19 protein-coding genes are annotated in these 23,322 nt (G+C 74.5%); 5 read left to right on the top strand and 14 right to left on the bottom strand.

From position 1 onward, the window contains the following. Positions 1-76: 76 nt before the first annotated feature. Complete coding sequence (locus R2D22_RS05640) at positions 77-967, bottom strand: DUF4097 family beta strand repeat-containing protein (protein ID WP_318101649.1); 891 nt, start codon at positions 965-967, stop codon at positions 77-79. Between the two features lie 83 nt (positions 968-1,050). Next, a complete protein-coding gene (locus R2D22_RS05635) occupies positions 1,051-1,569 on the bottom strand; it encodes a hypothetical protein (protein ID WP_318101648.1) in 519 nt (172 codons plus the stop codon). Positions 1,570-1,925: 356 nt separating this feature from the next. On the opposite strand from R2D22_RS05635, the gene R2D22_RS05630 reads away from it, so the two are divergent. Genes R2D22_RS05630 through R2D22_RS05620 form a run of 3 tightly spaced genes read left to right on the top strand, consistent with a single transcriptional unit; the run spans position 1,926 to position 6,068 of the window. Next, complete coding sequence (locus R2D22_RS05630) at positions 1,926-4,484, top strand: SpoIIE family protein phosphatase (RefSeq protein WP_411976978.1); 2,559 nt, start codon at positions 1,926-1,928, stop codon at positions 4,482-4,484. 55 nt (positions 4,485-4,539) lie between these two features. Beyond that, the gene (locus tag R2D22_RS05625; RefSeq protein ID WP_318101647.1) at positions 4,540-5,415 is read left to right on the top strand and encodes an ATP-binding cassette domain-containing protein; all 876 of its coding nucleotides are present in this window, start codon (positions 4,540-4,542) and stop codon (positions 5,413-5,415) included. Further along, positions 5,412-6,068, top strand: a complete 657-nt coding sequence (locus tag R2D22_RS05620) for a hypothetical protein (protein WP_318101646.1) — start codon at positions 5,412-5,414, stop codon at positions 6,066-6,068. Before R2D22_RS05625 ends, R2D22_RS05620 begins: the two co-directional genes overlap by 4 nt. 129 nt (positions 6,069-6,197) lie before the next feature. On the opposite strand, the gene R2D22_RS05615 is transcribed toward R2D22_RS05620, so the two are convergent. The 9 genes from R2D22_RS05615 to R2D22_RS05575 all read right to left on the bottom strand — a co-directional run bounded on the left by R2D22_RS05615 (position 6,198) and on the right by R2D22_RS05575 (position 17,920). Then, positions 6,198-7,058, bottom strand: coding sequence for a DNA/RNA non-specific endonuclease (locus tag R2D22_RS05615; RefSeq protein WP_318101645.1), 861 nt, complete (start codon positions 7,056-7,058; stop codon positions 6,198-6,200). A 166-nt stretch (positions 7,059-7,224) separates the two neighbouring features. Beyond that, positions 7,225-10,014: a helix-turn-helix transcriptional regulator gene (locus R2D22_RS05610; RefSeq protein ID WP_318101644.1), complete on the bottom strand. Its 2,790-nt coding sequence runs from the start codon at positions 10,012-10,014 to the stop codon at positions 7,225-7,227. Between the two features lie 201 nt (positions 10,015-10,215). Continuing rightward, on the bottom strand, positions 10,216-11,916 hold the full coding sequence (locus tag R2D22_RS05605) for a S8 family peptidase (RefSeq protein ID WP_318109581.1): 1,701 nt from the start codon (positions 11,914-11,916) through the stop codon (positions 10,216-10,218). Between the two features lie 468 nt (positions 11,917-12,384). Next, positions 12,385-13,248 carry a GNAT family N-acetyltransferase gene (locus R2D22_RS05600; RefSeq protein ID WP_318101642.1) on the bottom strand — a complete coding sequence of 288 codons (864 nt, stop codon included), beginning with the start codon at positions 13,246-13,248 and terminating at the stop codon, positions 12,385-12,387. Between the two features lie 86 nt (positions 13,249-13,334). After that, entirely contained in the window at positions 13,335-14,234 is a 900-nt protein-coding gene (locus R2D22_RS05595; protein ID WP_318101641.1) for a diacylglycerol kinase catalytic domain-containing protein, read from the bottom strand. Continuing rightward, positions 14,231-15,265 (bottom strand): SPFH domain-containing protein, encoded by a 1,035-nt coding sequence (locus tag R2D22_RS05590; RefSeq protein WP_318101640.1) that lies wholly within the window; start codon positions 15,263-15,265, stop codon positions 14,231-14,233. Before R2D22_RS05590 ends, R2D22_RS05595 begins: the two co-directional genes overlap by 4 nt. Before the next feature lie 83 nt (positions 15,266-15,348). Further along, positions 15,349-16,122 (bottom strand): MerR family transcriptional regulator, encoded by a 774-nt coding sequence (locus R2D22_RS05585; RefSeq protein WP_318101638.1) that lies wholly within the window; start codon positions 16,120-16,122, stop codon positions 15,349-15,351. A gap of 38 nt (positions 16,123-16,160) precedes the next feature. Then, the gene (locus R2D22_RS05580) at positions 16,161-16,907 is read right to left on the bottom strand and encodes an SDR family oxidoreductase (RefSeq protein WP_318101637.1); all 747 of its coding nucleotides are present in this window, start codon (positions 16,905-16,907) and stop codon (positions 16,161-16,163) included. Beyond that, the gene (locus R2D22_RS05575) at positions 16,904-17,920 is read right to left on the bottom strand and encodes an alpha/beta hydrolase family protein (RefSeq protein ID WP_318101635.1); all 1,017 of its coding nucleotides are present in this window, start codon (positions 17,918-17,920) and stop codon (positions 16,904-16,906) included. The genes R2D22_RS05580 and R2D22_RS05575 overlap by 4 nt, the downstream gene beginning before the upstream one ends. 89 nt (positions 17,921-18,009) lie before the next feature. On the opposite strand from R2D22_RS05575, the gene R2D22_RS05570 reads away from it, so the two are divergent. Next, positions 18,010-18,966 carry a LysR family transcriptional regulator gene (locus R2D22_RS05570; protein WP_318101634.1) on the top strand — a complete coding sequence of 319 codons (957 nt, stop codon included), beginning with the start codon at positions 18,010-18,012 and terminating at the stop codon, positions 18,964-18,966. Between the two features lie 12 nt (positions 18,967-18,978). Here R2D22_RS05570 and R2D22_RS05565 read toward each other — a convergent pair whose 3' ends face one another. Beyond that, on the bottom strand, positions 18,979-20,397 hold the full coding sequence (locus R2D22_RS05565; protein ID WP_318101633.1) for an MFS transporter: 1,419 nt from the start codon (positions 20,395-20,397) through the stop codon (positions 18,979-18,981). 96 nt (positions 20,398-20,493) lie between these two features. Here R2D22_RS05565 and R2D22_RS05560 point away from each other — a divergent pair, with 96 nt between their 5' ends. After that, on the top strand, positions 20,494-21,183 hold the full coding sequence (locus R2D22_RS05560; protein ID WP_318101632.1) for a helix-turn-helix domain-containing protein: 690 nt from the start codon (positions 20,494-20,496) through the stop codon (positions 21,181-21,183). Here R2D22_RS05560 and R2D22_RS05555 read toward each other — a convergent pair. Next, the gene (locus R2D22_RS05555) at positions 21,104-22,138 is read right to left on the bottom strand and encodes a DMT family transporter (protein WP_318101631.1); all 1,035 of its coding nucleotides are present in this window, start codon (positions 22,136-22,138) and stop codon (positions 21,104-21,106) included. The two genes, R2D22_RS05560 and R2D22_RS05555, sit on opposite strands and share 80 nt — an antisense overlap. Continuing rightward, positions 22,135-23,121: a phosphatase PAP2 family protein gene (locus tag R2D22_RS05550; protein WP_318101629.1), complete on the bottom strand. Its 987-nt coding sequence runs from the start codon at positions 23,119-23,121 to the stop codon at positions 22,135-22,137. The genes R2D22_RS05555 and R2D22_RS05550 overlap by 4 nt, the downstream gene beginning before the upstream one ends. Between the last annotated feature and the right edge of the window lie 201 nt (positions 23,122-23,322).

The following is a 23,322-nucleotide window of genomic DNA, read 5'->3' as shown; positions in this document are numbered from 1 at the left end:
GTCAGGCGGGGGGCGAGGTGAGGTCGGCGAGGTGAGGTCGGCGGGGGAGAGGGTCGGGCTGCGGGAGTGGGGAAGGTCAGGCGCGGCGTACGGCGATGTCGCCGAGGCTGGTGTGGGCGTGCACCTCGACGGTCTCGTCCGAGCCGCCGGGGCCCGTGGACGCGCCCAGGGAGTTCTCCACCCGGCCGGCCTTGGTGTGCAGGTCGAGCCAGGCGGCGGTGGACTCGCGGATGCCGACCTCGATGTCACCGACGGCCGTGCGCAGGTCGATCCGGCCGCGGAACACCTCGCCGATCCGGATGGCGCCGTTGGCGGACTTCACCTCGGCGGAGGCGTGCGCCACGTCGACCGTGATGCGGCCGTTGGCCGCGTTGGCCCTGAGTCGGCCGGTGATCTCGCCGATCTCCGTGTGGCCGTTGCCGTTCTTGACGGTCGCGTCTCCCCGGATCAGCCCGATCTCGGTGTCGCCGTTGCCGTTCTTGACGGTGGCGTCGCCCTGGATCTCGCCGACCTCGATCCGTCCTGCTCCCTGGATCTCGGCGTCGCCGGTGATGCGGCCGACGTGGATGTCACCGTGCGAGGTGCGCAGGTTCACGGTCTCGGCATCGCCGAGCCGGATGTCGCCCAGCGAGGTCTTGATCCGGCAGTCGGCGAACGGCCCCTCACAGGTGAAGTCGGCCATCGGCGTGTTGCCCTGGAGGTGGGAACCGGCGGGCAGTTCGACGGTCACGTCGATCGAACCGACCTTGCCGAACACGGACCGCTTCTTCGGGCCCTTCAGGGTGAGGGTGCCGTTGGCGTAGGTCACCTTGGTCTGCTCGGCGGCCTTCACGTCGATCTCCTCGGCGCCGTTGCTCGGCACCACCTCGACCACGGTGGTGCTCTGCTTGCCCGCGACGATCCGGGCGGTGCCGATGTCGAACTCGAGGACCGCGGTGATGGGTTCGGGCGTGTCGTACGAAGGCATGGCTGTCCCGTCCTCTTGACTCGGGTGGGTGTTTCCGCAGGTCGCGGGTGGTGCGTCGGCGCGGTGACGTGTGCGGTGCGGGCCTAGCGGACCCAGCCGGTGTAACTCTGGCCCACGTGGTTGGTCCGGCCGGCGGGCCGCGCGGGCTCGCCCGGCTCCAGCGAGCGGGCCACGGCCCGTACGAGCCAGGCGTTGACGGACAGGCCCTCCTGGCCGGCGACCTCCTCGACACGTGCCTTGAGGTGCGCGGGGAGCCGGAGGTTGATGCGGGCGGTGCCGCCCTCGTCGCCCTCCAGCGCGAGCGGTGCCGCCGGCGGTGCCACGGGCGTGGCGGGGGCGGCCTCGACGGGTTCCGGGGTCGGGGCCGGCGTCACGACGAACTCGGGGTCGAGCCCCCGGAGCCTGACGTCCACCGAACCCGGTGCCAGCTCCTGGGTGATCTCGTCCGAGGCGGCGGACAGCGCGTTCAGGATGGTCAGGCGTGCCGCCGACTCCAGCGGCGCGGTGAGCCGCTCGGCCAGGGCCCGGGCCTCGTCCCCGCCGGCGTTGGCGGCGACGGCGAGCTCGTGGCGGAGGTGGTCGACGTAGGGGGTCAGATCCATAACGCCATGGTGGCACCAATATGGTGCCATTGCAAGCGGGTGCGGCTCCGAATGGCGTCATTCCGCGTCACGGCGGCGTTCCGGGGGCTTCGGGTGGCGTTGTGGCGGCGCTCTGGTGGCATCGGATGGCGCCGTTATGGCACCGGGTGGCGTCGCGGCGATGCCGGGTGGCGTCGCGATGGCGCCGGGCGGTTCTGCGGCGGTACAGGGCGGCGGTACTGGGCGCTGTACCGGGCGCGGTGCTGAGCGGCGGTGCTGAACGGCGGTGCTGGAGGTGCGGAACGGCGGTGCGGGGCGGCCCCGTTCCCGTACGGCCCGAGGCGCGCCCCGCACACGCCCGGCGCCCACTCGCCGAGATGCGCCGCCCCACCGCCCTGGAGCATCCTGACTGTGTGACCTGGTCCGGCGCGGCCGGGCCCGCCCCCTCGGCCGAGAGCCCGTCGGACCGACCCGGGGCGGTCCCAGGGGGCGCGCACGCCGACGGGCTCGTCCCGCACGGGCTGCCCATGGCGCTCGCAGGAGCGACGGTGCAGGCCGTCGAGTCCGTCGGCGGGTCCGCGGGCGCCGTGTACCTGCGCTCCAGCACGCCCGGTCTGCTGCGCCTCGCGCTGCTCGCCGGGCTGCCCGGCCAGCTGTTCCGGCCGTGGTGGCGGATGCACGTGAACCGGCCGTTCCCCATCGCCGAGGTGTACCGCTCCGGACAGCCCGTCCACCTGGCCGACGCCGAGGAGGCCATGCGGCAGTTCCCGCAGCTCGCGGCCAGCCTGCCGTTCCCCTTCGGCTCCCTGTACGCGCCCGTGGTGCACGAACGCGAGCGGGTCGGCGTGCTCGTGGTGCTGCGCCCCGCCACCCCCGGCGTCCCCGTCGGTGAGGACGACCGGCACCGGATGGCGGAGGCCGGGCGGCGCCTCGGCGAGGCGCTCGCCGAACTCGCCGCCGACGGCAGGCCCGCCGTCTGGGACGACGAACCCGTCTGCGTCCAGCTGCCGTCCGTGATCGTCCCGCCGGTCCGGATCGGCTCCTTCGACTGGGACCTGACCACCGGGGCCGTCGCCGCTGACGACGGCCTCTGCGCGATCCTCGGCATCAGCCCCGGGGCCTTCGCCGGCACCGTCGAGGCCCTGGCCGAGCGTCTCGCCCCGGAGGACGCGTACGGGCTGTGGGCGCTGGCCCGCCAGGCGGCCGAGTCCGGTGCCACCGCCGCGCGCCGGATGCGGCTGCTCGGCCCGGACGGCCGCTCGCACCTCCTGGAGGTGTCCGCGCACGCCGATCCACCGGGCGGCGCCGGCACCCGTATGTCCGGCTTCCTGGTCGACCTGGGCGCCGTCCCGGTCGGCTCCGACGCGACCGAGCGGGTCCCCCGGGCCGTCGTCGCCGTCGACCGGCTGGGCCGGATCACGTACGTCAACCGGAAGACCGAGGAGCTGGTCAGGAAGTCCCGCGACGGGATGGTCGGGCAGCTCCTGCGGGACGCCCTGCCCTGGTTCGGGAACCCCGCGCACGAGGAGAGCCTGCGGGCCGCGCTGATCTCCGACGAACCCGTGCACTTCCTCGCCGGGCCCGTCGCGGACGAGTGGCTGTCGGTCTCGCTCTATCCGGGCCGCGAGGGCGTCACGATCGTGCTCGTCGAGGGCGAGGAGCCGGACCACCGGCCCGGATCGGTCACCAGTCCCGCGCCGGGGATCGGCTCGCCGGCGGACCGGGCGACCTCGCTGTACCGGCCGGTGGCCCTCGCGATCGCCCTCACCGAGGCCGTGACGGCACGTCAGGTGTCCGCCGTCGTCACCGAGGAGCTGCTGCCCGCGTTCGGCGGCCGTCAGCTCGCGATCTACCTGCTGAGCGAACGCCATCTCTACCTGGCCTGGGAGACCGGCTTCCCCCAGGGCTTCCTGGAGCGCTTCGACGGAGTCGGGCTCGACGTCGGGCTGCCCGGCGTCGAGACCCTCACCTCCGGCCGCCCGATGTTCTTCGAGTCGATGCAGCAACTGGCCCTGGCCTACCCCGACATCCCGCTCGACTCGCACAGCGGCGCCCGGGCGTTCCTGCCGCTGATCGCCTCCGGCCGGCCGGTCGGCTCGTGCATCCTCGGCTTCGACAAGCCCCGCGGCTTCAGCCCCGAGGAGCGCACCGTCCTCACCGCGCTCGCCGGGCTCATCGCCCAGGCCCTGGAACGCGCCCGGCGCTACGACACCGAGGCCGCGCTCGCCCGCGGCCTGCAGGACGCCCTGCTGCCGAACCGGCTGCCCGTCCGCGACAAGGTCGACACGGTGGGCCGCTATCTCGCGGGAACCCAGGGCATGGACGTCGGCGGCGACTGGTACGACGTCATCGAGACCGACAGCGGGCGGCTCGCCCTGGTCATCGGCGACGTCCAGGGGCACGGCGTGGCCGCCGCCGCGACCATGGGGCAACTCCGCAGCGCGGTACGGGCTTTCGCGCTGGGCGGGCATTCCCCGCAGGACGTCGTTCGGGGAACCAACCGGCTCCTCATCGACCTGGACCCCGGGCAGTTCGCCAGCCTCTGCTACGTCACCCTCGACCCGGAGACCGGAGCCACCCTCGCCGTACGGGCCGGGCACCCGCCGCCGCTGCTGCGCCACCCGGACGGCGCCACCGAGGTGCTGTACCTCGACGGCGGGGTCGTCCTCGGCATCGCCGACGACGCCACGTACCCCGTCACCTCCCTGCGGCTGGAACCGGGGGCCGTGCTCGCCCTGTTTACCGACGGGCTGGTCGAGCGCCCCGGGGCGGACATCGACGACGGCATCGAGCGGCTGCGCGCCTCCCTCGCCGAGCACGGCCTCGCCCCGCTCACCGAGACCGCCGACGACCTGATCCGCGAGGCCCGGCTGGCCACCGACCGTCCCGACGACATCGCCCTCCTGCTAGCCGCCCGCTGGGCCGACCTCGCCTGACCGGCTCCGCGTACGCTGGCCGTCCACGGAAGACGCGGACGGGGCGGGGCGGGACGTGCGGCTCGAAGCGGTGAGCAAGCGGTACGGGCGCGGCGGCTGGGTGCTCCGCGAGGTCCACGCGGAGGTCCCGCCCGGCGCGACGGTGGCCTTCACCGGCGGTAACGGATCGGGGAAGTCGACCCTGTTGCGGATCCTCGCCGGAGTGAGCCGCCCGACCGGCGGAGCGGTCACCGGCCGCCCGCCCGTCGTCGGCTACGTCCCCGACCGCTTCGCGCCCGAGGGGCGCCTCTCCGCCCGCTCCTACCTCACGCACATGGGTCGCGTCCGGGGGCTCGGCACCGGAGCGGCGGACGCCCGCGCCCGCCGGCTCCTGGACCGGCTCGCCCTCGTCGGCGGCGCGGACGCGCAGCTGCGCACCCTGTCCAAGGGCAACGCGCAGAAGGTCGCGCTCGCCCAGGCTCTGCTCGTGCCGCCGGGGCTGCTGGTGCTCGACGAGCCCTGGTCGGGGCTCGACACGTCCGCGCACGGCGTCCTCGCCGAGATCATGGCCGAGGTCGCCGAGGCGGGCGGCGCGGTGGCCTTCACCGACCACCGCGAGGCCGTGACCCGGGCGCACGCCTCCGTCGCCTACGCGGTCGAGGGCGGCCGCGTCCGGCCCGCCGAGCCGCCGGCGCCGCGCGCCCCGGTGGCCGAGGCGGTGTTCGCGCACCCGGACGACGGCCGCGTCCCGGAGCCGGTGGACTGGGCCGCGCTGCCCGGCGTCCGCGCCGCGTCCGGCGACGCCGCCGGGACCCGCGTCCGGGTCGAACGCCCGCACGCCGACGCGCTGTTGCGCACCGCACTCGACCACGGCTGGTCCGTCGCAGCCCTGAGCCGAGACCCGGCGCCCCCGGCGGGGACACCGACGCCGAAGACCGGAGGTCGCGCGTGACCGCGCTCGTCCGCTACACCTTCGCGCTCGCCCTGCACAGCCAGCGCTACCTCGCCCCGCTGCTCCTGTTCACCGGCCTCATGGCGGTACTGACCGTCAGCGGCAGCGGACCGCTGCCGCCCGCGTACGCCTCCTCCGCCGGCGCGCTCTTCGTCGCCTCCACCTGGCTGACCGTCGCGCTCTTCAGCCTGGACGCGCCGCCCCAGCGGGCCGTCCTCGCCGTCAGCACGGGCCATCCGCTGCGAATGCTGCTCGGGCAGGTCGCGACCGTCCTGCTGAGCTGCCTGCTGCTGAGCGTCCTCGGCCTGCTCTTCCCGCTCTGGGTCGGCTCGTACGACCCCGGACCCGCCGACCTCGCGCTCGGCGCCGTCGCCCAGCTGACCGGGGCCCTGACCGGCTGCGCGATCGGCGTGCTCTGCGCGCGCCCGGTGTTCCGCCGGCAGGGGTACGCCCTGGTGGCCGCCCTCGCGCTGGTCATGACGGCGCTGTTCGTGCCCGGACTGCCTCCGGTCAACCGGCTGTTGCGCCTGATGGCCACCTCGTCCGACTCGGCCGCGCTGATCCCCGGCACCGCCGCGCTGCTGGCCTCCGCGGCGGTCCTGCTCGCCCTCGCCACGACCCTCGCGCACGCCGTGGCGACCCGCCGCGACTGAGGTCAGAAGTGCGGGTCGAGCATCGAGCCGAAGGTGTACGTGCCCGCCGGCTGGTTGAAGCTCGGGTCGATGAGGACCTTCCACGTGGAGGTGGCGTGCCGGGTTTCTGTGCTCTGCGTGCGTTCCGGTTCAGGGCTCCATGACGATGTCGTCGTACGACTCGAGGCGTCGCCAGCGGTCCTCCGGGGCGCGGGGGAACGGCATCAGGTCCACATCCGGGAGCGGCCCGAACTCCAGCTCGGTGATCTCGGCGACGTCCGAGACGGGCACCTGGTACGTCCGGAACGGGCCCAGCGGCGGCGGTGCGCCCGCCTTCGCGCCGATCAGGGCGCGGTCGGCGTCGCGGCTCAGGTCGGGGCTCTGGTCGAGGACGTACCCGGTCGCGGCCAGCGCGCCGTCCTGCATGAACGCGGCGACCTTCCAGAACCGCAGCGGGACCTGGACGCCGCGGTAGGGCGGGTCGGAGTCCTGGAGCACCGGGCCGGTGAGCACGACGATCCGGTGGTCGAACCCGGCCGCGTGGTCGAGGAGGTGGTTCTCCAGGCCCTCCCAGACCCTCTTGCCCTGGTTGAACAGGTCGGACTGCGGCGCGGCGTTGGTGAAGTGGAACGTGTCGGCGTGGGCTCGTCGCGCGTCCGCCTCGGCGCCCCAGACCGGATCGAGCCGGCGCACCAGGTGCCCGCGCTCCAGGCTGTTGTTCCGGTAGAGCGCGTCGCCGGCCTGGAGCTCCTCGGGCACCCGCGGGTCGAACGCCCAGGTGTCGTCCCCGGACACCTCCTCGACGAGTCCGCGGCCGTCCACGCAGACGGCGGCCGAGGCGGCGAGACGCCGGTCCGGGCGCAGCGCCACGGTGAAGTGGGTGTACGGCAGGATCACGGTCTCGATGCCGGGCCGTACGGGGAGCGGCAGCGGGACGGCCGGGCCGAGGAAGGCCTCGTCGTAGCCCGTGCGTCCCGTAGGTCCGGACGGCGGCCGGTCGGAACTGTTCATACGAGGGTGTTACCGCGTATCGCGCCCGGCGCTCGGCACCCGCCCCCAGGCCACTCGATCAGCCGCCCGGCGCTGTCGGCCGCGCAGCTGGGGGAGCCGCGCGGCCCCGCGTCGTGCCGAGGGCCGTGGCGAGGTGGTCGCGCGAGCGCGCCTCCGGCCCCGCCGCTCAGGGTGCCGCGTGGCCCCGTGCCGCGCCGAGGGCCGTGGCGAGTTGGGCGCGGGAGCGGACGTCCAGCTTCTGGTAGATGCGGGTCAGCCGGGCCTCCACCGTCTTCACGCTCAGGAACAGCTTCGCCGCCGCCTCCTGGTTGCTCGCCCCCTGGCCGACCAGCAGCGCGAGGCGCTGCTCCGCCTCGGTGAGCGCGGCGAGGGCCACCTCGCCGGCCGGGGCCGGTTCCGCGGGCGTACGGGCCGACGGGGTCTCCGCGGCCAGCGCCAGCCACGGCGTCGCCCCCGCCCGCTCGAACACCCCGGCCGCCGTCTGCAGCGCGCTCTGCGCCGCCGACCGGCGCCGCCTGCGCCGCTCCACCCGCGCGAGCGCGACCAGCGCACGGCCCCGCTCCAGCGGCAGCCCGGCCGCGCCGAACCGCTCCGCGGTCGAGGCGAGCAGCTCCGCCGCCTCGTCCGCGCCGCCCACCGCCGCGAGCCGCAGCGCCTCCGCCCGGTCCAGGCCCAGCAGCACCGCCGTACGGCCCAGCCGCTCGGCCACCGGGCGCACCTCCGCCAGCAGGCACCCGGCCGCGTCCGGCCGGTCCGCCGCGACCAGCGCCTCCGCCAGTTCCTCGTGCCAGCGCAGCATCGACGGGTCGACCGTCGCCTGCGCCCGCTCCTCGGTGCGCACCCGGCTCAGCGTCTCCAGGGCCGAGGCCACGTCGCCGTTCACCAACTGCACCCGGCCCAGGGCGTACAGACTGCGCGAGAGGAAGACGTGATCGCCCTCCTCCTCCGAGGCCTGCACGCTGCGCCGGGCGTAGCTCGCCGCCCGGATGAAGCTGCCGCCCGCCGTCTCGGCGAGCGCGAGGCCGTACCAGGCGGGGCCCGGTGAGAGGCCCGCCTCCAGGGTCAGGGCGAGGGCCTGGCCGGCGTGCGCGAGCGCCGCCGCGCACATCCCGCGCCGGGACTCGATCTCGGCGAGCGTGCTGAACAGCTCGATGGAGTCCTCGACCGGGCCGCGCTGCTGCACCAGCGGGAGCAGCGCGTTGAGCGCGTCCCTGGCGTCCGACAGCCGTGCGTCGAACAAGGCGTGACGGATCGTCAGGATCTGGGCGGCGTTGCGGATGCCGAGCGGCCGCTCGGACATCTCGAGGGCCCGCGCCTGCGCGAGGACGGTCTCCGCGTCCGGCGACCCGAGCACCCGGTCCATCCGCGCCTGCACGGTCAGGGCGCGCGCGGCCGTCCGCGGGTCGCCCATCGACGCGGCCAGCGCCGCGGACTCGACCGCCGCGGCCCGGGACCGCACCGGATCGCCGTCCGCGAGCACGTACTTGACGGCCAGCCGCAGCAGCACGGCCGACCGCAGCGCCGGGTCGCCCTCGGAGTCCTCCATGGCGTGCACGTACAGCTCGTCGAGCCCGGTCAGTCCCTGCCCGGCCGTGTCGAGCACCGCGAGCCGGGCCCGGACCCGGTCCGGTGGCGAGGCGTCCCGGGCCAGCAGGTCGGTCGCGGCGCGGATCGCCAGGTCCGCGCGGGCCGCGCGGGCGGCCTCCTCGGCGGCGTCGACCAGCCGGGCGATCCGCCGCGGCCCGTGCTCGACCGGCGTGGACTCGGCGGCGAGCAGTGCCAGTTCGGCGGCGAGCGTGCTGTTCCCGCGCCGCCGGGCCGTTTCCGCGGCGACCCCGATCGCGGCGGCCAGCGCCGCGTCGGGGACGTCGGTGGCCAGGGCCCGGTGGCGTACCGCCTCCACCGGGTCGTCGACCACCCCGGCGAGCGCGGCGTGCCCGGCGCTGCGCTCGGCCCAGCAGGCGTCGTGCACGAGCGTGGCGGGCAGCACGCCCGCGGTGAAGGCGACCGTGCCGTCACCGCCGAGGGCGACCAGGTCGGCGCGTTCGGCGGCGATCAGGTCCGCCTCCGCGGTCGGTCGGCCGGCCCGCCGGATCAGCGCTGCGGACGGCCGCAGCGCCAGCGCGGCGAGCAGCAGCGTCTCGCGGACCTGAGCGGGAGCCGCGCCGAGCAGTTGACGGGCGAGGTCGCGGGCCCGGCCGGACAGGGTGAGCGCCTCGGCGTGGTGGACGGGGGTGCGGGCGTCGGCGAGCGAGCGCCCGACGGCGAGCGCGAGCCGCGGATTGCCGCCGCTGGCCTTGTGGATCCGGCCGGCCATCCGGGACGGCAGCCGGTGGTGGATCAGGAGTTCGGCGATCTCGTCGGCGTGCAGCGGCGGCACGAGCAGGACGTCGGCCTCGGACGGCACCCACAGCTGCGGTGCCTGCGGGGCGTGGCAGGCGGGGGTCTCGACGGCGACGACGCGCAGCGCGGGCGGGGCGAGATGGAGGGCGAACCGGAGCAGGTCGGCGCTGTCCGGGTCGATCCGCTCGACGCCGTCCAGGACCAGCAGCACCGGCCCGGCCAGGGCGGGCTCGCGCAGGATCTGCGCGAGGCCGAGTCGCAGGGCGATGAGGTCCCTGCCGTCCTCCGGGGCCGGGGCCTGCCGGCACAGCACGGCGACCGCGTCGCGCTGCGGGCCGGGGAGCCGGTCCAGTACGTCGGGGCGGGCGACGGAGGCGATCAGCGCGGCGGCCGAAGCGCCGGGTATGTCCCGGTCGGACGGCAGGGTGGCGAGCCAGATCACGGTCTCGCCGCGGGATTCGGCGCGGGCCGCGGCGGCCAGCGCGACCTCGGTCTTGCCGACGCCGGCGGGGCCGGTGAGCAGCGCGCGGCCGCGGGCGTGCAGCACGTGCTCCAGTCGGGCGAGGAGTTCCTCCCGGCCCACCGGCGCAGCACGGTAGGACGCTTCTCTCACGTACCCACCACCACCCTCCGGCGCACCCGGGCCCCCTGCCCGTGGGCAGAGAATACGGAGGTCACGGGCACAGTAAAGGCCCGCTGTCCGAATGACGGACAGCGGGCCCCGCAACCAACTGCGGGGCGCGCCAGTGGTGTAGACCATCGACGCGCCCCTGACCAGCGGTGTTGCGGTTGTGGGGGGTGGTTCAGGTGGTGATCAGAAGGTGAGACTCCAGGAGTCGATGTAGCCGGTGTCACCCGAGGCCACATCGCGTACCTGAAGCTTCCACGTGCCGTTGGCCACCTCGGTGGAGGCGTCGACCGTGTAGGTCGCGAGCACGTTGTCGGCGCTGTCGGAACCGGACGAGGTCTTCAGGTTCCGGACGGTGCCGTCGGGCGCGATCAGGTCGATCACCAGGTCGCCGCGCCAGGTGTGCTTGATGTCGACGGCCACCTTGAGGGTGGCCGGCGCGTTGCCGGTCAGGCCGGTGACGGCGATCGAGGACGACACGGTGGTGTTGTCCGAGATCGTCACGTTCATCGCGTTGGTGAAGACGTTGCCGGTCGGCGGGGTGGTGGTGCCGGTCACGGCGTCCACGGTCTTCGCGGTGTCGGCGATGCCGGTGCCGCAGCCGCCCGAGCAGGTGCCGGGCAGCGGACGGGCGTTGGTCTTGATCGCGGACTCGATCTCGGCCGGGGTGAGCGAGCTCTTGGCCGACTCGAGCAGCGCGGCGAGGCCGGCGATGTGCGGCGCGGCCATCGAAGTGCCCTGGTAGGGCTTGTAGTTCTCGGTCGACTGGGTGGTCGTGCCCGAGTTCAGCGTGGAGTAGATGCCGTTCTCGGGGGTGGTCACCGTGCCGGGCGTGTCGGTGGCGCGACGGGTCTCGCCGCCGGGGGCCGCCACGTCGACGATGGTGCCGTAGTTCGAGTAGTACGAACGGTTGCCCTCACGGCTGGTGGACGCCACGGTGATGACGTTCGCGCAGTTGGCCGGGGTGAAGCCGGAGGCGTTGGCGTTGCTGTTGCCGGCCGCCACGACGACGGTGGTGCCGCGGCTGACGGCGCCGTTGATCGCGTTCTGGTAGACGCTCGGGCAGGTGGAGCTGGCGCCGCCGAGGCTCATGTTGATGACCTTGGCCGGCGTCGGGTTCGCGGGGACGCCCGGGACGGTGCCGCCGGACGCCCAGGTGATGGCGTCGGCGATGTCCGAGGAGGAGCCGCCGCACTTGCCGAGGACGCGCACCGGCTGGATCTTCGCGTTGTACGCGATGCCGGCGATGCCCTTGGTGTTGTGGGTGACCGCGGCGATCGTGCCGGCCACGTGGGTGCCGTGCCAGGAGGAGTTGGACGCCGGGGAGCCGGTGCCGCACTCGCCGGCGGTGGCGTTCCAGTCGCCCTCGTCCTTGGAGTCCGCGTCGCGGCCGTTGCCGTCGCGGGCGTCGGCGGAGGAGGAGATGAAGTCGTAGCCGGAGATCACGTTGGACGCGAGGTCCGAGTGGGCGGCGTAGCCGGTGTCGATGACGGCGACGGTGACGCCGGAGCCGGTGGTCTTGTCCCAGGCCGCCGGAACGTTCATGCCGCCGGTGGGCTCGAACAGGTCCCACTGCTTGGCGTAGTCGGTGTCGTTCGGGGTGACGGCCATCGCGTAGGCGCGGATGTCCGGTTCCACGGAAGCGACGGACGGGTCGGCGCGGAAGGCGGCCATGACCTCGGTCACGTCCTGCTTGGTGGCGCTGTCGCCCAGGTCCACAAGAGCGCCGCCGCCGGCGAGTCGGCGCTCGAAGGCGAGCGCCTCACCGGTGGCGGCGCCCTTGGCCGCCGCGTCGCTCTTCGCGGCGGCGTTCGAGCCGGCCTCGGCCGTCTTGGCCTTGTAGGTCACGATGACCTTCTCGACCGGCGCCGACGGAAGCGCGGTCATGGCCTGGGAGGCCGGGGCGGGCTTCGGGGACGGGGCCGCGGGGGCGGCGAGGGCCACGGTGGAAGTGGCGGCGGCGCCGAGTACCGCGGCGCTCGCGACCACGACGGATATGAGTCTCCGCCTGGAACCGTTCAAGGTGGTGCCCTTTCAGCTACGACGTTTGCGGAGCGTTGGCGGGCGGCGCGGGAACCGAGGTGCGGGTGTGGGGTTCGCGGTCCACGGTTCCCTGGGCTTGGGGGGCCCACGCGCCGCCGCCGGCGCGACGGCCCGGGTCAAGGCCGCCCCCGGCGGAGCCCCACCTTCGACCTCTACATGCACCTGACAGGCACAGGCTGGAGGAGGGGATCTGCCGGTGCGGCAGACAGTAGGGAAAGCGGAGATGAACCCGATACGGGGAAAACCCTTGTCACCCCCCGAGGGGGGTGGGGGAGGGGCGGGGGAAACGCCTCGGGAGCGGGGGCGGGGTGGTCAGCCCAGTTCGAGGGTGGTGATGCCGTAGACGCGGGCGTGGGCGAAGGGACGTACGGGGCCCGTGTACATCCGGGCGGTCTCGAAGCTCGGGCTGAGCCCGCGGGAGGCGGCCAGGGCGGTCGCGGGCCCGTTGGACTCCGGGACGTCGATCGCGACACGCGGGGCGCCCATCGCGGCGGCCTCGGCGGCGAGGGCGTCGAGCAGCACGGCGGCGTCCTCCGGGGTGTCCGCGAACAGCGGCCCGATGCGGGCCTCTTCCTGGGCCGGGCGGACCACGCCGTACCCCGTGGGACGGCCGTCCACGACGCGGGCCAGGGCCCGGTGGCCGGGGTTGCCGAGCCAGTGGTCCAGGAAACGCGGCCGCTCGGCGGGGTAGCACGCGCTGTCGTAGGCACGCAGCGCCGCGGGGCCGAGCGCGGCCGCGGGGACGACGTCCGGGGCGGGCGCCTGCGGCGCTGGCACCGCGCCGATCCAGCGGGCCGTGCGGTGCGCCGGGGCGAACCCGGAGCGGCGGTAGTTGTCCTGCTGGTCCGGCACCCCGTCCAGGCCGACCGTACGGTCCCCCGCGTGCGCGAGCGCGGCCTGCCAGGTGGTCAGTCCGTGGCCGCGCCCCCGCATGTCGGGACGGACCAGGTAGAAGCCCAGGAACGCGTACGCGTCGCTGTAGTTGACCACCGAGATCGCGGAGACCGGCTCCCCGTCGAGCCGCCCCAGGAAGAACCCCCACGGGTCCTGCGCGAAGAACGACGGCGCGTCCTCCAGGCCCGGGTTCCACCCCTCGGCCGCCGCCCACTCCCGTACGATCCCCCAGTCCGCCAGGCTCGCGCGGGTGACCTCCAGTGCGGGGGACGACGGCGTCATCGAGAACCTCCGGGCGCGAGGGAACGCGGCGCGCGAGCCGCGCCGGTACGGTCGGATGTGTCCCGGATCCTAGCGAATCGCGACCTTCAGTCGAGCAGCCGCAGAGCGGTTCCGGCCACCCCCACCCGCACCGACTGACCCCACGTCAGTTCCAGCGCGTCCGCCTCCATCCCGTCGCCGAACGCCACCAGCCGGTCCGACTCCACCGTCAGCCGCAGCCCGTCGGCCCTGCCCAGCAGCCCCGCCACCCGCGACGTCCCGGTCGCCGGCGACGGCCAGGCCTCGCGCACGAACCAGACCAGCCGCGGGTCCACCGGCCCCGGAAGGGTGAGCGTGCTGGCGCTCTGCTGCCACAGCGACCGCAGCCAGCCCGTCGCCCCGGTCCCCGTCCCCACCAGCACCCCGGACGACGCCTGCGCCTCCGGCGCCGTCCGCCCGTCGTCCGGCCCCAGTCGGTAGCGGGCGGTCTGGTGTCCCGGCGGCCCCAGGTAGATCTCGTTGAGCGCGACCAGCCGCTGCGCGTCGTCCGTCACCGCCTCGACCATCGTCAGCTCGTCCACCGCGGCCCGCCCCGCCGTCGCCGCCGGCAGCAGCCGCGTCGCGTCCCGCGCCCGGTGCCGTACGAGCACGCCCGGGTTCCGCCCCGGATCCGTGTCGATCCCGATCACGGGCTGGCCGGCCAGGTACTTGGTGGCGTTGGCCACCAGCCCGTCCTGGCCGACCACGACCACCACGTCCTCCGGGCCGAACAGGAACCTGTCCAGATCCGCCCGCTCGACCCGGCTCTGCCGCCACTGCAACGGCACGGCCGCCGTCACCTCCGCGAGCGCCCGCCGGGTCCGCTCGTGCCGCTCCCGCACCTCGTCGATGCCGCGGCCCCGGCTGGACAGGAAGAACGCCGCCTGGCCGTGCGTGCCGTGCCGGGCGAGCAACTCCTCGTACTCGGTGGTCCGGTGGACGATCACCGCCCGGGGTGCGAGGCTCACGCCCGGCCTCCGTCGGCGTCGTCCGTACCGCTGCTCGTTCCGCCGCCGAGCTTCGACAGCAGCCCGGTCAGCACGTCCGGCGACAGCGTCACGCTGTTGATCCGCGGCAGGTTCTCGGCCGCCCGCGTCGCCGCCAGCGCGTGCAGCGTCGCCGCCTCCACCTCGCCGTGCACCCGCAGCCAGGCCGCCTGCGCCTGCGCCCGCGCCTCGCCGACCTCGCGCGCCGCCTCGGCCTCGGCCCGGGCCAGCCGCACCTTCCGCGTCGCCTCCGCCTCGGCCCGTACCGCGTCCGCCGCCGCGCTCTCCTCGGCCTCCCGGCGGGCGTTCGTGCCCCGCTGGTCGACCAGCCGCTCCTCCTGCCGGGCCAGCTCGATCTTGCTCGCCAACTCGTTCTCGGCGATGGTCCGTTCCCGTTCGACGGCCACCGCGCGCCGCTCGTAGGTCGCCCGGTCCGCCTCCTGCTGGATCTGCTCCCTGGCCGGCGTCCGCAGCGCCCGCTCCACCTCGGGCTCCGGGCGGATCGCCACCACCCGCACCGCCACGACCTCGATCCCGGTGGCCGGCAGCCGCGGCTCGTCGGCCAGACCGGCCGCGATCCGGTCCCGTACCGCCGCAACGCCGTCCACCAGCGCGGCGGCGAGCGGAGTCCGGGCGAGCACGTCGAGCGCGTGCTGCTGGGCGGTCTCGGTGAGCAGCGTGGAGATCTGTTCCAGCGGCGCGCCGCGCCACGCGCCGGTGTCCGGGTCGATCGAGAAGTCGATCCGGGTGGCCGCCGCCTCCGGCTCGCTGATCCGGTACGTCACGGTCGACTGCACGCTGACGTCCTGGAAGTCGGCCGTACGGGCGTGGAACGCCATCGTCAGCTCCCGGTCGTTCACCGGCACTTCGGAGAGCGCGGCGGACAGCGACCGGTACCAGAAGCTCAGCCCGGGCCCGTCGTGCACGAGCCGCCCGCGCTTGTGGTGCCGGATGTGGGCGGTGGGCGCGGAGCGCAGGTGGCGCCAGCCGGCGCGCCGGGTGATGTCGGCCATGGGGTCCCCCTGGAGACTCGTGACTCGTGACTCGTCCGTCGTCTTGTCGTCGACATGACGATATGAGAGTCGCGGTCTTTTCGTCAAGATGACGAAAGTGGTTCTCCGTCGTCCGTGCCCTTCTCCCGCACGGGCCCCCGGCCGTACCGGCGCGCCGTGACGTCCTCGTGCGCGAGTCTCCGAAGGGCGAGCAGGATCGGCTCGTTGAGCATCGTGTACGCCACCATCGCCTCGATCGCCTCCTCCAGGACCGGGTACTCGTCCTCGATCAGGCCGGCCTCCACCTCCGCCATCGGGTGCACGGCCTCCGCGTACCGCCGGACCGAGTCCAGCGGAAAGTCGTAGCCCAGCGCGCGGAGCGTCACCACGGCCCGGGTGAGGGTGTTGAGCGCCGGGGCCTCGTCGTGCACCCGCCAGTCGAGCTCGGTCAGGAGGGCGCGCAGTTCGCGGTGCGTCGCCTCCCACTCCGGTTTCTGGGGATCCTCCTCCGTGGGCGGCGTGACCTGCGGCGGGAGCATGTACTGGGCGATGCCGAGCTGTTCGTGCCGGGTGAAGGCGGGGTCGTCCGCGACGGCGAGCACGTCGCGCGCCTGACTGATCGTCATCCCGCCGACCGTGAGCAGGGCCCGGATCAGTCGCAGTCGGCGCAGGTGCTGCTCGTCGTACTCCGCCTGGCGGGCGGTGACGGGCGTGCCGGGGGCCAGGAGCCCCTCGCGCAGGTAGTACTTGACGGTCGCCACCGACACACCGCTGTGGCGGCTCAACTCCGAGAGGCGCAAGGACGATTCTCCGTTCCGGGGGCCGAAGGGCCACCGAGCGGTCTGCCCTCGCGCACCAAGGATAGAGGGCCTATCCACCAGGTGCGGCGGCAAGAGGCCAGGTCCGGGCGCGCTCGTCAGGCCGGAACGGCGCCGATCAGGCCGCCGTCGACGACGAGGTCCTGTCCGTTGACGTACGACGCGTCGTCCGAGGCGAGGAACGCCACCGCCGCCGCGACCTCCTCGGGCCGCCCGAAGCGGGCCGCGACGACCCGGCCGGTCAACTCCCGTGCCTCCGCCGGGCCCAGCGCGTCGAACGGGTACATCGGGGTGTCGATGTACCCCGGGCTGACGGAGTTGACGCGGATGCCGCGCGGGGCGAGCGACGCGGCGAGCGTCCGGGCGAGGTTGTGCGCGGCCGCCTTGGACGCCGAGTACAGCGACAGGACACTGTTGCCCCGGTGCAGGGTCCAGGACGCGTTGACGACGACGGAGCCGCCGTCGACCAGGAGCGGGAGCGCCTTCTGGACGGTGAAGAACACCCCCTTGAAGTTGACGTCGACACCGTGGTCGAAGTCCGCCTCGGTGATGTCCTCGAACGGCAGGAACGTGCCGCTGCCCGCGTTCGCGAAGAGGCTGTCCAGCCGGCCGTGACGGGTGCGGACCGTCTCCATCAGCGCGTCCACCGCGCCGAGGTCGGCGACGTCGGCGACGACGCCCGACGCCTCGGGGCCGAGCTGCCGGACGGCGGCGTCCACTCGCGCGGCGCTGCGGCCGGTGACGACGACGCGGGCGCCCTCGGCGATCAGACGGTGCGCGGTCGCCAGACCCATGCCACTGGTGCCGCCGGTGATGAGGACGGCCTTGCCGGCGAAGCGGTTCATGCCTCTGCTCCTGTCAGGGGGTGGGTGAGATGGCCGGCGAGGTGGTCGGCGAGCAGGGGCAGCCAGTCGGGCCGTGCATTGCCGAGCAGATGGTCGCCGTGCGGGACGGACAGGTAGACGCCCGCCGGCGCCGGACGGGCCAGCGACTCGCCGTTCGTCACGCCGGGGATGACGTCGGCGCCGCCGTCCACGACCAGCAGCGGGGCGGTGATGCGCGGGGCCAGTGCGGCCAGGTCCACATGCCCGGCGAACGCCCGGGCCGCTTCGGTTCCTCCGGTGCGGCGGGCCATGATGTCCCGTACCGGCGGTGGGAGTTCCTCCCACGCGAGCCGGAACGGGCCGCTGACGGTCGCGACCGCCGCCACGCGCGGCTCGAGCGCCGCGGCCCGGGCTGCGAAGTAGCCGCCCAGGCTGAGGCCGACGAGCCCGACGCGGGCGAGGCCGAGGGCGTCGACGACCCGGCTGACGACCCGCTCGTAGTCGGGCCGGAGGTGCGACCCGGCCGCGAGCACGCCCTGCCCGGGGCCGTCCATCGCGAACACGGCCAGGCCCCGCGCCAGGAGCGCGGCCGCCAGATCGAGGAACTCCTCCTTCGCCGAGTCCAGTCCGGGGACGACGATCACCGTGCCGGGCGCGTCGGAAGGCCCGCGCAGCCAGCCGGTGAACCCGTCACCGCTCACCCGCCGCGCCTCCGGTTCCAGCGCCGCGAGCGCCCGGCCCAGGGCCCGGTCTGCCTCGGCGGCGGCGCGGTCGGACTGTGGGTGCGGGGCGAGGGTGGCGAGGTGGAACCACCGCGCCGCTGCCAGCAGATGTCCGCCCGCGGAGGCGGCGGATCCGGCCCGCTCCGCGCGGTCGAGGTGTGCCTGCCCGGTGCGCAGGAACGACGGCCCCCAGTCGGCGACGGAGACGAGCCCGTCGGTGACGCGCCGGTACTCGTGGGGGTCGACGCCCGCGCCGGTGGCGCGGGTCCACTGCGCTGCGGCGAAGTCGGCGACTTCCATCAGTCTTCGCATGCGGAGAATGCAACCCCCGAGGCGTTCTCTTGATCCAACAACGGACGAGCGAGATCGACAACTTTCGGTTGTCACCTATGGTGGGAGCCATGGATCTCGACCTGGCGCAGGTACGTGCCTTCGTACGCGCCGCCGAGGAACTGCACTTCGGACGGGCGGCGGAGTCGCTCGCCATCTCCCAGCAGGCGCTGTCGAAGAGGATCGCGCGGCTGGAACTCCTGCTCGGCACGCGGCTGTTCCAGCGCGGCGGCACCGGCGTCCGCCTCACCGACGCCGGACAGCGCTTCCTGCCGCCGGCCCGGCGGGCCCTGACCGCGGGCGAGGCCGCCGTCGTGGCGGCGACGGGGGAGGACCGTCCGCTGCGCGTCGACGTATGGGGGCACCTTTACGCGCCGATGCGGACGCTGGCCGGGGTCGCCGGGCGGGCCGGGCCGATGGCGCCGGGTCACGGGCGCGATCTGCCGTCGGTGACGGCGGCGCTGCTGAACGGCGACATCGACGCGGCCTTCGGCCGGGTGCATCCGCCGCTGCACGCCGGGCTCACCCACCGCGTCGTCCGCCTGGAGCCGGTGGACGCCGTCCTCGGCGCCGGCCATCCGCTGGCCGCCGAACCGGTGCTGCGGCCCGACCAGTTGAGCGCCGGCGTGCTGTGGGCGCCCGGAGCGCTGGACCGGCTCGACTTCCTCCGGCGGTTCGCCGAGCGGTTCGCCGTCCGGGTCACGGCGACGAGCGTCAACCTCGGCCTGGCCCACTTCCTCGGCGAGGTCGCGGCGGACCCGCGACGCTTCTCCCTGGTGCCCGCCGACGTGCCCCTGCCGGATGTCCCCGGGCTCCGCTCCGTCCCCCTGGTCGACCCCACGCCGCTCTACGCCTGGTCACTGGTGTGGCGCACGGGCAACGAAAACCCGGGCCTGTCCCGCCTCACCGCCGCCTGTGCGGAGCAGGCGGGCCGGAGCAGATGGCTGGAGTACGACCCGACCCGCGACTGGCTCCCCGAACCGCCCGCGAACGGGGGTGGGAGTGCGGACGGGGGTGGGAGTGCGTGAGCGGCCCCCCGCTCACCGCGGCTGTGCGGCGGCGAGGTCGGTGGCGTCCTCCTTCGGTCGTGACATGTGGGCGACGAGGAAGACCAGTACGCCGCAGCCGGCGACCAGGATCCAGCCCGGGCGGGACGCCTGGGCGAGTCCCGTCGGCCCGGCGGTCGCGACCAGGCCGCCGGCGACAGCGATGCCGAGGGCGGAGCCGAGTTGCCGCGCGGTCGAGGTGATCGCCCCGGCCACGCCGGCACGGGCGGGCGGAAGCCCGTCGACCGCGGTGTTGGTGATCGGGGCGTTGGCGAAGCCGAACCCGACACCGATGAGCGTGTACGAGGCCAACAGCAGGAGCACGCTCGTGTGCTGGGTGAGCGAAACCATGCAGAGCCCGCCGACCGTGATGAAACCACCGGCGAGGAGCAGCGGAAGCCGCGGTCCCGTGCGGCCGGTCATGCGGCCGGACCAGGGGGCGCAGACCGTCGCTCCGACGGCCAGGGGCAGGGTCGCCACGCCTGCGGCCAGCGGCGTCCAGCCGCGGGTGTGCTGCAGGTAGAGGGTGTTCAGCAGCAGCGTCGTGCTCAGGGCGACGAAGACCGCCACGGCGCCCAAGACCGCCCCGGTGAAGACCGGGCGGCCGAAGAGCCGCAGATCCATCAGCGGCTCGGGCCGACGGGACTCGACCCACACGAATCCGGCCGTCGCCACGGTGGCCCCCGCACAGCCCGCCAGCGCCGCGGGCGACGTCCAGCCGATGCGCGGCCCTTCGATCAGGACGCCGACCACGACCGCGAGGACCGCGGTCAGCAGGACCTGGCCGGGCAGGTCCAGCCGCCGCGCCCGCGGTGCACGGGACTCCGGCACGAACACCGCACTCAGCAGCAGAGCGGCCGCCACGACCGGCGCGTTGATCCAGAACAGCGCCCGCCAGTCGAGCCCCGCGAGCAGCGCGCCGCCCGTGACGGGACCGGCGGCCATGCTCAGCCCGAACACCGAAGCCCAGATGCCGATCGCCTGTGCCCGTTCCTTCGGGTCGGGCATCGCGTTCACCACGATCGCCAGCGCGACCGGGCTGAGCATCGAGGCGCCGACGCCCTGCAGGGCGCGGGCCGCGACGAGTACGCCCGCCGAGGGGGCGAGCGCGCAGAGCACCGAGGCGGCGCCGAACACGGCGAGCCCGCACCGGAACACCCGACGGCGTCCGAAACGGTCCGCCAGGGCGCCGGAGGAGATCAGGAGACTGGCCAGGACGAGGGTGTAGGCGTCCACGATCCATTCGAGACCGCGCGTGTCGACGTCCAGGCCGCGCCCGATGGCCGGCAGACCCACATTGACGATGGTGGTGTCCAGGCCCACCAGGAACATGCTCAGGCAGCAGACGGCCAGTACCGTCCAGCGTCTGCGCGCGCTCAGCACGGGCTGCACGGGGTGAGTCGTCGTGGTCAAGGTCCACCTCTTACGTCCGGGAACACTGCCCGGCAACGATCGGACCGGACGACGGCCCCGGCCCATGGACTTTGCGAACACTGCAAAACTGGATCCATGAACACAGGAGCCAAGGACACGGAGTTGGAGCAGATCCTCGACGGCATCGGGCCCCGGCTGCGCAGGCTGCGCAAGGAACGGGGACTCACGCTCGAGGCACTCGCGGCCACGACCGGCCTGTCCGTGAGCACCCTGTCCCGCGTGGAATCGGGGAAGCGGCGCCCGACGCTGGACCTGCTCATCCCGCTGGCACGGGCGCACCACGTCGCACTCGACCAACTGGTGGCGGCACCGGCCAGCGGTGACCCCCGGGTGCACCTCCGCCCGCTGCGCAAGGAGCGCGGCAGCGTCCTCGTGCCGTTGACGCAATACCCGGGCCGCGTCCAGGTCTTCAAACAGGTACTTGCGCCCCGCCGGCCGGAACTGGTCACCCACGAGGGCTACGAATGGCTCTACGTGCTCGCCGGTCGGCTGCGTCTCGTCCTCGGGGCGCAGGACATCACACTGAGACCGGGAGAAGTGGCCGAGTTCGACACCACCGAACCCCATTGGTTCGGCCCCGCGGACGAGAGCACCGTGGAGATCCTGCACCTGTTCGGCCCCCGCGGAGACCAGGCCGTCGTCCGCGCCGGACCGTCCACGACCGATCGGTCCGTGGGCGAGGGGGTCAGCCCGGGGCGTTCGCCGGGGCCGGGAGCGGAGCCGGGGGCGGGAGCGGAGCCGGAGCCGGGGGCGAGTCGGCGGTGACGTCCGGTACGAGTCCGTGCGCGAGGGCGGGGAGGACGTCCGGGAGGACGACCGGCACGGTCGCGGGTGCGGCGGGGACGACCTCCGGCCTGGTGCTCGGCGGGGTGTCGGGCGGAGCCGTGGTCAGCAGGACCACGCCGCGGGCGGCGACCGCCGAGGCGGCCGCCGCGGCGAGCCAGCCCCATGCGCCGCCGCGGAACGACTCCCCGAGCAGCACGACGCCGATGACCGCGGCCGCCGCCGGGTTCGACAGGTTGACCACCGCGAGCGGAGCGGCCAGTCCGCCGCGATAGGCGGTCTGCGCGAGCAGCAGGCCACCCACGGCGAACCCCGCGATCAGCACCGCGAGCAGCGCCACCTGCCACCACGGTACCGGCCCGCCCGGAAGCTCCATGGCCAGCGCCGCCGTCAGCGTCTGCGTCAGCGCGGACCCCACGCCGGACGCGATCCCGGACGCCGTCGCGTGCCGGAGCCCGAGCGTTCGGCCCGCGCTCCGGCGGGCGGTCAGCAGCGCCACGAAGGATGCCGTCGCCGCCGCGACCGCCAGCGACTCGTTCAGGCTCAGCGCGTCGCCGGGTGCCGCCGGCCCGGTCACCGCGATGAGGCCGACCAGGCCGGCCAGCGTCCACAGCGCCCCGCGCCACTCGCCGCGCGTCACCCGCCGCCGCGCGTAGTGCGCGCCCAGCGGCAGCGCGGCCACCAGGGTCAGTGCCCCGAGCGGCTGCACCAGGGTCAGGGGCCCGTAGTGCAGCGCCGCGACGTGCGCGAGCGCGCCCGCCGCGTTGAACCCGACCGACCACCACCATCCGGCGTGGGTCAGCAGCGCCCGCAGCGAACCGCGGCCCGGTTCCGCGTGGGCGGCCAGCCGCGACTGGGCGACCGCGGCGAGCGCGTACCCGGCGGCGGAGACGAGCGAGAGCAGGACCGCGAGCACGATGCCGTCGACGGAGCTCATCGCACCGCCCCCGCCGTACGGGGCGCGGCGAGGCGCGACGACGAGACCGGTTCCGCGGGTCGAGGCCGTGGCAGCGGCAGCGGCGGTGGCACGGCCGTCGGGTCGGTGGGAGGCACCGCGCCGGTGGTCAGCGCCGGGTTGGCGGTACCTGCCGTGCCGGCCGCGCGCGCCGTGCCGGCGGCCGCCGAGGGCGTCGCTGCGGAGCGCCCGGCCGGCGCCTGCGCCGCCGCGCCCGCGCGCACCACCCTCCCCGGATTGTTCCCCGGTGCCCGAACAACGGCCAGCGCCACGCCCAGCAGGACCGCCGCCGCCAACGCGTCGAACCAGTAGTGGTTGGCCGTGCCGACGATCACGAGGAGCGTCAGCGCCGGGTGGAGCAGCCACAGCCACCGACACCGCGTGTGCGTCGCCGCGATCAGGCCGATCGCGACCATCAGCGCCCAGCCGAAGTGCAGCGAGGGCATCGCGGCGAACTGGTTGGCCATCGAGTCGGTCTCCGGCGTCGCGCCGTACACCGAGGGCCCGTACACCCGCGCCGTGTCCACCAGGCCGGCGGCCGACAGCATCCGGGGCGGCGCCAGCGGAACCAGCACGTGCAGGGCCAGCGCGGCCCCGGTCAGCAGCGCCAGCACGCGCCGCGCCCACACGTAGTGGCCGGGCCGGCGCCAGTACAGCCACCCGAGGAAGGCGAGCGTGGCCGGGAAGTGCACAGCCGCGTAGTACGTGTTGGCCGACCGGACGACGGCATCGGCGTGCAGCAGGAGCTGCTGCACGGCCCCTTCACCGGGGAGGTGCACCGCCCGCTCCGCGTCCCAGACGCGGTCCGCGTTGTGGAAGGCGCGGGTCTCGTGGCCGTTCGCGAACAGCCTGCCGGCCTTGTAGACGAGGAAGAGCGAGGCCACCAGCAGGAGCTCCCGCCCCAGCGGCGGCCGTACGGGTATGCCGGCGCCGTCTCCGGCGTCCGTACGCGTTCCGGCACCCATGACACGGCCCTTCTTGCCCGGCTCTCCGCCGATCCGTCCATCACCGAATCGGCACAAACGGGGGAAGCGTAGATCCGATTCGATCGAGACGCAAACGTCTCGATACGTTTGCGTCTCGATTGTGCACCCCCTACCCTCGGATGTGCACCCACCCCACCTCGCGGGCGGTGCCACGGAGCCCCGCCCGCACCGGGAGGAAGC

Origin of the sequence: Streptomyces sp. HUAS YS2 (genome assembly GCF_033343995.1) — a bacterium.
Taxonomy (GTDB): Bacteria; Actinomycetota; Actinomycetes; order Streptomycetales; family Streptomycetaceae; genus Streptomyces; species Streptomyces solicathayae.
This window is presented reverse-complemented; position numbering and strand designations above follow the sequence as displayed.